General features: G+C 33.2%; 12 protein-coding genes. 10 read left to right on the top strand and 2 right to left on the bottom strand.

Features of this window, described 5'->3' with window-relative positions:
- Nucleotides 1–12: 12 nt before the first annotated feature.
- Together JOD96_RS04465 and JOD96_RS04460 are read right to left on the bottom strand one after the other, a co-directional pair.
- Nucleotides 13–1,275: a RagB/SusD family nutrient uptake outer membrane protein gene (locus JOD96_RS04465; protein WP_317195270.1), complete on the bottom strand. Its 1,263-nt coding sequence runs from the start codon at nt 1,273–1,275 to the stop codon at nt 13–15.
- Between the two features lie 121 nt (nt 1,276–1,396).
- Nucleotides 1,397–4,423: a SusC/RagA family TonB-linked outer membrane protein gene (locus tag JOD96_RS04460; protein WP_209563070.1), complete on the bottom strand. Its 3,027-nt coding sequence runs from the start codon at nt 4,421–4,423 to the stop codon at nt 1,397–1,399.
- Between the two features lie 553 nt (nt 4,424–4,976).
- Here JOD96_RS04460 and JOD96_RS04455 point away from each other — a divergent pair.
- From JOD96_RS04455 to JOD96_RS04410, 10 genes are all read left to right on the top strand, one after another.
- Complete coding sequence (locus tag JOD96_RS04455; protein ID WP_209563069.1) at nt 4,977–5,210, top strand: helix-turn-helix transcriptional regulator; 234 nt, start codon at nt 4,977–4,979, stop codon at nt 5,208–5,210.
- A gap of 280 nt (nt 5,211–5,490) precedes the next feature.
- Nucleotides 5,491–6,339 (top strand): PHP domain-containing protein, encoded by an 849-nt coding sequence (locus JOD96_RS04450; protein ID WP_209563068.1) that lies wholly within the window; start codon nt 5,491–5,493, stop codon nt 6,337–6,339.
- Nucleotides 6,340–6,371: 32 nt separating this feature from the next.
- A complete protein-coding gene (locus JOD96_RS04445) occupies nt 6,372–7,517 on the top strand; it encodes a hypothetical protein (protein WP_209563067.1) in 1,146 nt (381 codons plus the stop codon).
- Nucleotides 7,480–7,800, top strand: coding sequence for a hypothetical protein (locus JOD96_RS04440; RefSeq protein ID WP_209563066.1), 321 nt, complete (start codon nt 7,480–7,482; stop codon nt 7,798–7,800). The genes JOD96_RS04445 and JOD96_RS04440 overlap by 38 nt, the downstream gene beginning before the upstream one ends.
- Before the next feature lie 189 nt (nt 7,801–7,989).
- The gene (locus tag JOD96_RS04435) at nt 7,990–8,697 is read left to right on the top strand and encodes a hypothetical protein (RefSeq protein ID WP_209563065.1); all 708 of its coding nucleotides are present in this window, start codon (nt 7,990–7,992) and stop codon (nt 8,695–8,697) included.
- A 254-nt stretch (nt 8,698–8,951) separates the two neighbouring features.
- On the top strand, nt 8,952–9,905 hold the full coding sequence (locus JOD96_RS04430; RefSeq protein WP_209563064.1) for a nuclease-related domain-containing protein: 954 nt from the start codon (nt 8,952–8,954) through the stop codon (nt 9,903–9,905).
- Between the two features lie 218 nt (nt 9,906–10,123).
- On the top strand, nt 10,124–10,930 hold the full coding sequence (locus JOD96_RS04425) for a hypothetical protein (protein WP_209563063.1): 807 nt from the start codon (nt 10,124–10,126) through the stop codon (nt 10,928–10,930).
- A 153-nt stretch (nt 10,931–11,083) separates the two neighbouring features.
- Complete coding sequence (locus JOD96_RS04420; RefSeq protein WP_209563062.1) at nt 11,084–12,241, top strand: RES family NAD+ phosphorylase; 1,158 nt, start codon at nt 11,084–11,086, stop codon at nt 12,239–12,241.
- Between the two features lie 149 nt (nt 12,242–12,390).
- Nucleotides 12,391–13,251 (top strand): hypothetical protein, encoded by an 861-nt coding sequence (locus tag JOD96_RS04415; protein WP_209563061.1) that lies wholly within the window; start codon nt 12,391–12,393, stop codon nt 13,249–13,251.
- Between the two features lie 131 nt (nt 13,252–13,382).
- On the top strand, nt 13,383–13,553 hold the full coding sequence (locus tag JOD96_RS04410; RefSeq protein WP_209563060.1) for a hypothetical protein: 171 nt from the start codon (nt 13,383–13,385) through the stop codon (nt 13,551–13,553).
- The last annotated feature ends 9 nt before the right edge of the window (nt 13,554–13,562 follow it).

Below are 13,562 nucleotides of genomic sequence, written 5' to 3'. Positions count from 1 at the left end.
TTTTCGATGGTATTAATACCCCGGATTCTGAGAACCAAGGAGTGGGTTTGCAATTAATTCCGTTTCTGGAAGTGGCCATAACTGGTCCGTAGTTTCCCATCCCGGTTTGGTAATTGACAAAACAGCATCGAGCTGTCCGGTACGTTTGAGATCAAAGAAACGATGACCGTATTCGGTAAAAAATTCAAAACGTCTTTCGCTGAGTACAGCTGTAATAATTTCATTAGCTGTAATGGCCGGCGTGTTAGCCAGCCCTGCTGTATTCCGGACTTTGTTAAGATCTTCTTTGGCGCCTATTAAGTCGCCTTGTCTTGCTCTTGCCTCAGCACGGATTAGATACTGTTCGGCAATCCTAAAAACAATTGAATATTCCTCGCTGGAGCCGGTGTTAGAATTTTGTTTGTATTTAAAAGAATGATACCATGTATCAGCACCTTCTGTAACAGCACGAATCCAATGAGATCTGCGTTGATCTCCTGTTTGAAAAGAGTTGATTAATTCAGCACTAAGGGCAACAAAAGAAGAAGATCCAGAAATAAAAATAAACGAGGTACCTTCATCAGTATTATTGCCATCTAGTTTAGGCATGAACTGGAATATGGTAGACCTGCTTTCCTTTAGGAATGTCTGATCTAAATCATTCTCTAGGGTGTAAGCCTGATTATTAAGCACAGCGGAAGCCGCATCAGCAGCTTCTGCCCATTGCTGATTATACAGATAGGTTCTTGCCAGAAGCGCATAAACAGCCGATCTGTTTGGCCGCACCCTCTCCTGAGAAACATATTGATCTGATAGTAGGGAAGCGGCTAGGTTGAGATCGCCAATGATATGTGAATACACTTCGTCAGTGGGAATTCTCTTTTCAAGTCTGTTTTGCTCGTAGTCTGTTGTTGTGATATAAGGAATACCGCCGTAAATATTGACCAGATAAAAATGTACCAGCGCCCTGACAAATAAGGCTTCTCCGATTAACTGGTTTTTATTACTAATGGACAGAGAAGATGATTTCTGGATACCTTCAATAACAGCATTTGCGCAGTAAACCTGATGGTAGCTTTGATTCCAATAATCTGCTGTAATACTGCTGGCCGGCAATATGTTATTGGTAAAAGCTAAACCAGGTTCCACACCAGAACCAAAATAAACCAGTTCATCTGCATACATCCCAAAATTAACAGAAGCACCTGTAGAGAGACCAGTTAGAATGCCTGTATCACGAAGCTTGGAGTAAATATCTACCATGGCGGCCGTGGCAGTAACAGGGTCTTCATACACTTTTGATCCCGTGAGCTGTGAAGAGGGCAAGGCAACATCCACAAAATTGTCACAGCCTGTAAGTAACAGAATATTTATATGTAAGATTAGTAATACGAGTAATTTTTTCATGATATCAGAATTAAAAAGTTAATTGTATTCCTGCGGTATAAACCTTAAGGGGAGGCAGATATCCGGCAAACTTAAATTCAGGATCACCGCCTTTATACTTTGTAAAAGTCAACAGGTTCTGTCCCTGCATGTAGATACGGCATTGTATCCCTTTTGTCAGATCAAGAGGAAGATCGTAGCTCAGCGAGATATTTTTAAGACGGATGTAAGAGGCATCTTCAATTGCACCGTCGCTTGTCCTATAGCGGGAGTAAGCCGCTGAAAGTGCACCGTTTCTTCCGCTGGTGAGTTTTTGATAATCTGCAATATCACCTGCCTGCTGCCAAAAATTGGTTAATGATGAGAGCTGATTGATTGCTGTGCCGGGAAGTCCTGGAGTATATGAAAAGGAATCCTGTTTGACAAACTGCAGTAGAAAATCCAATTGGATTTTTTTAAATGTTATCTGGTTCTGCAGTCCTCCATAATATTCGGGATTTAAATCTATAATGGTCTGCCTGTCAGCGACGGCTGAAATCAATCCGTCTGAATTGACATCTTCATAGGTATAAACACCAGTTTGCGGGTTAATTCCCGTAGAATGATAAACTTTGGTAATGTTTATTGACTTACCGACCACATATCGGTTTGAATAGGCAGAAGTTTCCAGTCCGGGGTAAGAAAGTAATTTACTTCTGTTGGCTGAAATATTAAAACTAGTATTCCATTCAAAGTTTTTATTCTGAAAGTTTACGGTTCTGAGTGTAAATTCGAATCCTTTATTCTGCACTACCGCATCAAGATTTGCGGTCATGGAGCTGAACCCTGTAGTTCCGGGAAGGGGCATACCAACAAGCTGGTTGGATGAGCGGTTTTGATAATAGGCAGCAGTAAAGAAGAGCCTGTCCTTAAAGAAACCTAACTCAAGTGCCGTTTCAAACTTTTTGTTTGTTTCCCATCCAAAATCCCCATTAAATAAACGACTAGGCTGCATACCAACTGTTCCCTGATACGTGTTTCCAGAGGAAACATAGGTGTCAAGAAACTGGTAATCCCCAATCTGATCATTACCTGTAATGCCATAGCTGGTACGCAGTTTTCCAAAACTTAAAAGGGAATTCTCTTCTAAGAATTTTTCTTTTGAAAACAGCCAAGCAAAACCAACAGCGCCAAAATTGGCAAACTGCTTACCGGGTCCAAAACGGCTTGATCCATCACGTCTTCCGGTTATATTAAGAATGTAGCGGTCATCATAATTGTAATTGAACCGGGTAAAGAAAGCCTGATATTTATAAATACTTTCATCACTATAGTCAATTACTTTGAGCGTTGCCGAGGCAATATCGCCAATAAGGCTGTTACTGGAAAAACCATATCCGGACTGGAAAAGCCTGTTGCTGGTCTGACTCTGAAAAGTACCGCCGAAAAGGGTTTCCATTCTGCCTTGTCCGAGATTGAAACTCCAGTTAATCTGAGGTTCCACAATCCATGAACTTCTTAGGGTAAGATTAGTGCTGATACCTGAAGACTCACTGCCAAGACCCAGTGACGGATTGTACATCGTGGAGGGCTGAATCATATTTTCATTATTGCGCAGATCGGTATAACCGAAACTGGATTTAATCTGTAGGTTCTGCAGAATGTTATATGAAAGTACTGCATTGGCTGTAAGATCATTAATCTTAGCATTGAATTTAGCTTCATAGGCTGCCAGAGGATTCTCCCAGGAATTGTTCTGCCAATTGAGATTCCCGTTGCTGTCATACAATGCCGGTGCATTAGGAGCAAGAAGCCTTGATATACGAGTCAGGTCTGTTCCGGGCTGAAAGTTCTTCTGCGCGCTGTATCCTGCCGAGAAGTTTAGGCGGAATTTATCATCTTCTGAGACATGATTGAAACTGAAATGAATACTGCCTCTATTGTATTTGAAAGCTCCGGGAAAAACCGTGGTTTCATTTCTGGTACTGCCACTCAATAGATATTGAGTTTTCGCAGATCCTCCTGTAACGGATGTCTGCAGGCTTGTAATCTGGGCAGTTCCTCCAATGAATTCCTTCTGCCAGTCCGTATAGCGGTTCTGGTCCCATGTGCCGTTGAGATCATATGCATTTCTGGGGTAAGTGGTAATACCGTCATTTGCAAATGCCTCACGGCGCATATCAAGGTACTGATTGGTATGCATCAGGTCAAGCATTTTGGTAACCTGCCCCATACTTGTCGATGCGTTTACCGAAAATTTTGTTTTGCCTGAAACTCCTTTTTTTGTCGTAATGAGTACCACGCCGTTGGCACCACGTGAACCATAGATAGAGGTTGCATCACCATCCTTTAAGATTTCAATACTTTCAATATCAGACGGGTTTATGGAATTCAGCGGACTGGTCATTGTAGGCAAACCTCCTGAGGTTAATGTAGAGCCAATGGTTTCAGAGGAATAGGGAACTCCGTCTATAATATACAGTGGCTGATTGGCATCTGCTCTCAGGCTGTTCTGCCCACGTATTTTAATCTGAAAAGCACCTCCGGGAGTACCGCTGTCCTGAATGATTTCTACGCCCGCCATACGTCCCTGCATGGCAGCGAGGATGTTTCCCACGGGCTGTTTTTCAATATCTTTTGACGTTATTTTCGCTATACTACCAGTGCGCTCTTTTTCCTTAACAGAATAATATCCCGCATTGACCCGGACTTCCTGCAGTGTAGTGGTATCATAAAATAATTGTATATCCAGCTTTTTACGTCCCTGTATCGCTATAAGACTTGTTTTAAATCCTATAAAAGAAACAACAAGCGTGTCATCTGGAGAGGCAAAAAGAGAATATTGACCGCTGTAATCTGAAATTACAATGTTATTTTGTTTGTTTTTTATAGCAATGGTTACACCAGGTAAAGGATTCGTGCCATCGGTTATAGTTCCTTGAATTTGATGCTGTTGGGAAATAGGGAGGTTATGGCTAAAAGTTTTTTTAGCATAAACGGATGAAAAAGACAAGAGCATACCCATAAAAATTAGGCAATAAAGATCTTTCCCATCCTTGTAAAATGAAAAATTATTCATAATATTGGATTGGTTAGTTGAACGATGGTTTGATTGGCTACGGTCCTCTATACTAGTTTTGTCGCTGTGGTAGAGGACCATTTTTTATGTATTAAGTAGACGGCTTAATGATCATAAGATGGATTTTGTTTACATAAATAAAATCAGTTATAAATTAAACTTTTGTTATTATGCGAACCTATTATTAAAAAAGTATTGCTAAGAATCTAAGTGAGTACTAGACCTAATAAAAAGGCGTGGAACTCAGCTTATCGTTTTCAAGGCACTGGCGGCGCCCTACCACAAATAAGTGAGCCCACGCCATAAGACGTGAGCATCTTACTTATCCTCTCGTGGTTTATAAAACGCCAGTTTTTGAAAACGAGATTCTAAGCGAATGCTTCAATTTATTTTTATGAAGAATCGCAAAATTATTTAATTATATGCTTAAAGCAAATAATATTGAATGTTAATTCAAATAATGTCCAAATATAACAAAAAAAATTAGTTTGTTATAAGTTCTTATAACATTTTTCCAAAGAATTATTACGCCTTTTGTTTAAAAGCTTGAAAAATGGAGAAACATAAGGAAGAAAAACTAAAAAAATTTGGTGTACATATTAAGAAGTTGAGGACTGAATTAAATTTAAGTCAAGATAATGTAGCATTGAATAGTGATAAGCTTATTAAGGCTACTATTAGTGATATAGAAAATGGAAAAAGGAACCTTTCATTTACAACTCTATTAGACCTGGCAAAAGGATTAGGGAAACATCCAAGAGAATTACTGGATTTTGATCTAGATTAAATACTTATAAAATTTCAAAAGATGCTTAGGCATCTTTTTTTATTTAGTTGAAATTACAAAAACACGTATTTATACGGTGTCTCTCTATTTATTAAAAAACTAATTTGCCATTTTCAGGGACAATTATGGAAAACCGTAAAAGAAAATGAAAGTGGATCTGTAAGTTTGGTATTAAAACTTATAAATGCCATAAAGCCATCAGATAATTTACGGTAGTAAGACATTCTGTAGCATGAATAAATGAGTTAGCAGAAATTTTTTGACGACCAACAATCAAATTATGAAAAAAATCGATTTACATCTTCATACAAAGCCATCTATTCACAGCGACGCTTTATTTGACTTCAGTCTTGATAAGCTTGAAGAATATGTGAGTAAATTAAGCATCGACTGTATTGCTATTACAAATCATAATCTATTCGATTTATCGCAGTATCAAGATATATCTAATCGTTTAAAAATTAAAGTTTTTCCAGGTATTGAAATTAATTTAGAAAAAGGTCACTTATTGCTTATTTCTGAAAACGACGAACTTGAAGATTTTAATTCTAAATGTAATAGAGTTGAAAGTCTAATAACGTCAAAGTCAGAATATATCCTGATTCAACAATTAAAAGAGATTTTTGGAGATTTAAGTAAATATCTTTTAATTCCTCACTACGACAAATCACCAATAATTTCCCAAGATGTAATTGATCAACTGAAACAATTTATAAGTGCTGGTGAGGTTACAAGTGCAAAAAAGTTCAAGTTTTATCTTAAAGAGGTTGAGAGTCTTGTACCAGTTCTATTCAGCGACCTAAGATTCAAACAAGACATGACTAATTTTTCACCAAGACAAACTTTTATTGATGCAGATGATACATCTTTGAGAGCAGTTAAAACATCTCTATTAAGTAAGGATAAGGTTTTCTTACACCCAAATGAAGGACATCATTTTTTCCAAATTTTTGAAAACGGTCAACAATTATCTACCGGCTTAAATGTTATTTTAGGCGATCGATCTTCGGGTAAATCTTTTACGCTAAAAACAATTGATAAAATATATGAAAATGTAAAGCACATTAAACAATTCGAACTTTTAGAAACAGATGAAGAAAAAGATAAGAAAAATTTGATGAACTTTTAACTGCTAAACAAAGCAGCGTATCTGAGCAGTTTTTGCGGGAATTTAGAGACGTTCTCGAAGACGTAAATAAAATTGACACTACTGAAAATGAAAAAAAAGTAGAAACTTATTTAACTTCGTTACTTAAAGTCGCGAAAGAAGAAGAGAAACGAGATGTATATTCAAAATGTGTGTTGTTTAACGAAAGTAAATTTCTTGAAGTTGAAAATGAAACTCTTAAAACTTTAATTTCAGCCGCGGAAATATTATATAACAATACAGTCTATATAGAAATCATCGAGAGACATCTTGAAAAAAATGCGCTTCGCATGTTACTTTTAGATTTGATTTATAAATTCAATGAAGAACAAGAAAGAAATCTTAAAAAACTTTGGGTAAATTCAATCGTAACAAACGTTCAAAAAGAATTGCAGTCTTCTACTTCATCCGCACATGTGAGCGACATCGATTTTTATGAGTATTTAGTTGAAAAAGAAAAGTGCAGAAAATTCGATATTATCGTTCGTGAAATTAAAAAGGAAAAAATCATTGAGAAAACAGATGTACGTAGATTTCGAATTGTTGCTCAAACTAAGAAATTTGGTGGAGCACAAGAATTGCTGAACAAGAGCGGAATTCGAACGCAATTCAGTAACGCATTTACCCATTATGATTTTTCACTTGAATATCTGGAAGAACTAAAGAAAATTGAACGATTACCAGAAACCGAATATTACAAATATTTCGTGGATGTAAAATATAGCATCTTGAATGAATATGGAGCAGAGGTTTCTGGTGGTGAAAGATCCGAATTTAATTTACTTGATAAAATCCAAAATGCACATCATTATGATTTATTATTAATAGATGAACCTGAATCATCTTTCGACAACTTATTCCTAAAAAGTGAGGTAAATGAACAGATTAGACAAATTTCAAAAACAGTTCCAGTACTTATTGTAACACATAATAATACTGTAGGAGTATCGATACAACCTGATTATATTCTTTTTACAAAAAAAGAAATTGTAAACTCAAAACCGGTTTACAAAATTTTTTCTGGAAAACCTGGCGAAAAAGTTTTAAAAAAAGTCGATGCTGAAGAAATTCCGAGTTACGAAATTATGTTAAATTGTCTAGAGGCTGGTCTAATAACCTATAATGAAAGAACACAAACTTATGATATACTTAAAAATTGATAACGGAAAAGCTTACTACAGAGCAATTGACCAAAATTGGATTGAACTTGATCAAATTGGAAAAGATGAATTACTAATTCTCCTAGACAAAGCAATAACAGATGACTTTGAGATGGATGAATTTGATGTAGTAAAACTTACCAACACGGCACACCAAATTATCTACAGACACTTGTATCAAAAATTTGGAGAATTGAAAGAAAATAAGAATCGTTTTAAGGATGAAAGTGAGCAACTTTATAAATTGGCATTCGAAAAATATAGCCAAGTTGGGCCAGAGTAATAAAATCTTCCACTAACAGCTAGGCAATATTTAAATTTTGTTGTGAATTCATGTCTATGATTCGCAAGAAATTTATTTGAGTAGAAAGTACTTGCTTACTTACTAAGCTCACAACCTTAACAAGCTACAGAATGTAAACGATAATGTTTCGGTAGAATCAACAAATAACAAATGTAAAATATATTATTAATGGAAATCGATGATAATAAAAACTTAGAAGTTCGAACAAAAGTTTTAAGCTATGCATTGCATATTGAAGATAGTGTTAATAATCTTTTACTTGCTAACTTATCAATTACCGATAAAATAAGAACTAAAAACTTTGGAAATAAAAGCGGTATATCATTTAAAAATAAAATTGATTTACTTTATGACATTGATATTCTAACACATGAAGAGCATAATAACTTAGAATTATTAATGAATTTTAGAAATAAATTCATGCATGATATTAATTGCAACTCTTTTACTTATGCTCTTGAATTTTCAGATAATGGAATAGTCAATCGTTTTAAAAAATTCATTGATCCTGATACAAAACAAGAGAATGAGAAAGTTTTTGAAAAAGCATGTTTAAATTTATTTTTGCATAATGCAAAAGTTCTGTTGAACAAATATAAAATACGAACGGAATCTTTAAATAATAAAAAAGACTTTTTAGATGGGTTTGCAAATTCGTATTCAACGCTTATGTCATTAAGTTGTTCTTTTTCTAGCGATGTAATGAAAATAATAGAGGAAAGTGAATTAGAAAACCCGGAAATATTGACTCTTTTGCAACCAATAATAGACAAATGTTTAATTTTTGTTGAAGAAATTAAAACTAATAAAGACTTAGAATTTATTAAAAATCTAGAAACCCTTCCCGAAAATTTAATGTTTCAGTTGCTCAAATAACACTTTCGCTAACAGGTTTTCGGCAAAATTTGGGTAGTAGTGAGATTACCTTTTTATATCATATCTTCGTTAATCAGAAAATAAGATGCTTAAATTCCTCAAACAATCAACAATTAATAACCGGCAGATAGATGTGCAGGACTTATAATAAGATCGGTTCACTGACGACTTTAAAGTTACATTTAGAGGAAAACAATATCCATGACTTTAAGTCATTAAAAGAGGTCATTGATTTTCAAAAGACATTTACAATTTTGCGACAGCAAGTAATTTCTCATCACGAAAATCTGATTGAGGAAGAAAAAAATATCCTCAACATAGATTTGCCGAATTTAGATACAGCAATCGAAACACAAAGACAGGTATCAGTTGAAATATTGACAAATGAAATTGATAAGCTGAAACAACAACTAAATGTTTCAACAAACAATACTTCAACAAACTTTTTTCATAAACTAGCCATTGGTTTAGAACATTGGAACTATAAAAGAAAAATTAAAAGGAAAGAAAATAATTTTGAAATTGTAGTAAAAATGTCAGTAAACAAACTAGTTGAAGATTATCAAGTCAAAAGCAATCGCTATCAATTTATAACTTCAGATTTTAATGAAGCAGTAAGGCTAAGTGCTCAATATTCTTTATCAGAACTTGAAAGAAAAAAAGGGACAATAGATGAACTCAACAGTTTCATTTATGGTGCGTTGGGAGAACAAAAAGTAGTTAAGACATTAGAAACTCTATCTGACGATTATTTTTTGATTAACGACTTTGCAGTTTCATTTTCACCTGCAATCTATAATAGAAATGAAAATGATTACATAAAGTCCGTTCAAATTGACCATATACTTGTAGGACCATCTGGAATATTTCTTATTGAGACAAAGAATTGGAGTGAAAAATCATTGGGGAATTTGAGCTTACGCTCGCCTGTAGAACAAATTAAAAGGACAAGCTTTGCATTATTTTATCTACTAAATAATGAGATGAGTAATTATCATTTAAGTTTAGACAGGCATCATTGGGGTGAAAAAAAAATACCAATCAAAAATCTGATTGTTTTGACTAACACCAAACCAAAAGAGGAGTTTCAGTATGTGAAGATTTTGACTGTCAACGAGCTTCTTAGCTATGTAAAATATTTTAAACCAATATTTTCATATAATGAGACAAAGACAATTGCTGACATGATTTTACGGATTAATGAATGAAAGGAGATGAAAAATAGAAATTATATTGCCTGTAACAAGGATTTTGAGTAAGGCGGGCTGAACTGCAAAATTCAACAGCAGTTTTTCAATTGAACTGTAGTAATAATATCGGCTTTTGTGCTTCGATTTCCCACCTGAATACAAGGCTCCGAACCGTTGGCAGTAATCATAACCAAAATAACTAAATTAAAAACGATAAGCTGAAAAATAAAAAAATTATGGATCAATGGAAAAGACAGAGTATTGAAAATTTTTTGATTGAAATAGAAAATTATTATTTAGATTGTTCTGCTGACTATTTTCAAAATATGGGAATAGTTGATAAAGTAAATATAGAAGAAGCCAAATATTTAAATGAAAAACTAGACTTATCAAGAATTGTTGGAGTTAATTCTAAACTCATTTTGAATGAAACTTTAAAAGATAAAAGCAAGAATAAATTTTCATACTTTCTATTAAAATCTAAAAATATTAATTTAGAAGTTAATTATTTAGATGAAACAAAGAAAACTGTTTTTATAAGATTAGCTGAAAATTACTTTTATGAAAAAAACAACTTTTTAATTTACTCCATAAACGAATTATTTAAGCGTGACTATAAAATCAAAGAAGAAGACATAATTTTCATAAATGAATTATACAAAAAAATTAATAGTCAAAGTGATTTTGAAAAATGGTCACTATTAAGATTTGCGGTAAAATTAAATAATTCTGAAAAATTTGAAAAAGCCTATCAGAAATCAAGAGAACTATTTGTTATTTTATCATTAAAATTTGACAAACCAATACATTTCAATTTTCCAAATTTACTAGGTATTTTAAATAATGCAATCCAACATTATAGGGAAAATGGCGACATAATATTGAAAGCAATGAATGTTTATGATAGAACATCTAAAATACAAGAATTGGACTATCGAAAAGGAAATTTAAAAAAGAAATTAAAGGAATATCACGAAAATAAGCCTATTCAAGACAAAGATTTTTTAGAAATAGTTGAAATCTTATTTCCAGAATTAAAATAATACTGGTAACAAACATTTCAAGCAGTTTACGGATTTAGTGGAATTACCTTTGTATTTTATATTTTCGTTTAGCCGAAAATACTCTGCTTCAAAGTCTACAAACCACTTTAAGAGTATGTACATTATACACAATTATAGAAAACAAGCGACAATATGATAGACGAAGATGAATTATTACTGTGCATTGAATGTGCAAAAGACATCCGTTTGAAGAAACTAATTAAAAGGATTAACAAAAAAGGGTTGTGTAGTTGTTGTGAAAATAATGAATTCATTATTGACGTTGACAGTAATGAGTTTATACAAATAATCAAAGCTTTAATACGGTACCACTATTCCGAATGGGATTACAATGAGCATTGGGGCGGCAATGGTTATGGCTCATTATTTTATAAAAGTGACAATATATTTTTAAACAAGGGAAATTTTAAAGACGAAGATGTTTACGATGAATTAATCAACAGAATAGAATGCTTAGAAGTTTATGAAGACTATGACAAAGGTGTTTCAATTTTTGCAGGCTATGATGATGGTCAACAAAACCCGCTTCTTCAGTCTATAAAATCTGACTTAGATTACTCAATTAAAGAAATAGAATATAAGTTAAAGAGTGAGAATTACTTTAAATTCGAAGACCAAATCACACAAATGCTTTCAGAATATTCTGACTGTTCCAAAATAAAAGTTAAAAAAAAATCCGAATTCTACAGGGCTAGAATAGGGGTTGAGAATAAAAAAAGAAGCTTGTTTGAAGGTGGATTTGAAGGAGACTTGATATTTGTCCCATATTCTAATTCTCAAATTGGAGCACCTCCTCCACTAATAGCTGGTATTGGACGATTAAACAGAGCAGGAGTTTCTTATCTATACTCCGCTACGGATAAATACACTGCAATATCCGAGATAAGACCGCATCCAGGTGATGTAGTTTCAATTGGAAAGTTTATAGTAAATAAGGAATTATTGATTTTCGATCTTACTGAAAGTCAGTTTTTGAATTTTTTTCAAAGCGATGAAAGCCTTGATAAATTTGGTAAATTAAATACTTTCACCGAACTAATGCAAAAAGTTATTCCACCCCTAGAAAGACACGCATATAACATAACACAACTAATTGCGGATTGTATTAGAAAGCTGAATTTTGATGGAATTCTCTTTCCAAGTTCTGTGGGAAACGGAGAGAATTTGGTAGTATTTAACCCTGAGCTTATGAGTTATACATATGACGAAGCAGAAGTGGTAGAAATAAGGGATGTATCATATGAATACTTTCAGAGAAAATGGAAAAAAGACATTTCAGAAATAGAATAACTGTTCATAGAACCGGTTTTCGAGAGTGTGTAGTATTTGTAAAAATCATATTTATCTTTTCTAAGAAATTTTATTTTAATAAAATATAGCGTTAAGCAGTTCGCAACTTCGAAAAGGCACGGACTTTAGCATCAATTTATCCAAGCAAAATGATAAGACTAGCCACATTTGAAAACAATGACTTAATCCCATTTAGAGAAATCAACCAAACACAGTATAATTATTTTAATTCTGATTGTAGTTTAATTAAAACAGTATATACCCAATATGTGGTTTTCAAGTATTTGCAATTAAATTTAAAAGAACATTTCGATTTTATAAAAAAATGGGAAAAAGTTCCAGCGAACAAAATGCATTTCACTATTGGAACAAACATCCACTATATTCTTCAATCTAATAAGTTGGTTTTAAATGTACTGATTGGGTTTAAATTCTTTTTAGATAATGCTGAAGCTTATCTTAAAAGGAAATTTGGTAAAAATTCAGATGAAGTCAAAAGTCATATTAACTTAACACGTGATTGTTTTGACACTTCATTCGCTTATAGATTTTTAAGTAAATTAAGAAATTATTATGCTCATTTAGGATTTCCTCTTGAGGTTGTTCATTTCGATATAGATTTTAACGATATAGACCCTGAAATAAGCGAACATTCGTGTAAACTTTTAGTAGATACAGAAATGTTGAGAAAAGAACAAGAATTATTTGGAGCTATTGTAATGAAAGACCTTGAAAAAATAGACTATAGCATTGATTTAATTCCTTTAATAAAAGAGCTAACTTATTCAATAAATACAATCCAAAAGAATATATATTCACTTCAAAAAACTGAAATCGAAGAAGCTATAGAAAACATAGATTTTTTTGTGGGTACTAAAAAGACTGGGACAAATGAAATAAAAGTTTATCAAAATTATAAACAAACTGGAAATGAAGTTTCTTTTGATGTACTTCACGTTCCAATGGAAATAATTGAAGAATTGAAGGATTATAAGAAAAATTGGTGCTGACACGCATATGTAGTCATTTGCAAATTAATAGAATTACTGTTTTAAGCATATTTTAGATTAGCCGAAAAGAGTTAAATTATTCCAAGAAGTAAATTTTAATCTAAAGTAGAAAATAAAAAAATATGAAATATATGCTCACCGGTATAGAGTTGCATCCTGATTTAGGCTTTGGGATTACAGCTGACTCGTATTATCAAAGTGCCGAACATTTAATGACTAATCATTTTGAACATTATGATTTGACACAACAAGCAGAAATGCCTCAAAATTTTCTATTTAGACATTCCACGGAATTCACATAATGACTAGAG

The organism is Flavobacterium sp. 1355 (assembly GCF_017833415.1).
GTDB lineage: Bacteria > Bacteroidota > Bacteroidia > Flavobacteriales > Flavobacteriaceae > Flavobacterium.
The sequence above is the reverse complement of the archived record's forward strand: the minus strand, read 5'-3'. Positions and strand labels throughout refer to the sequence as shown.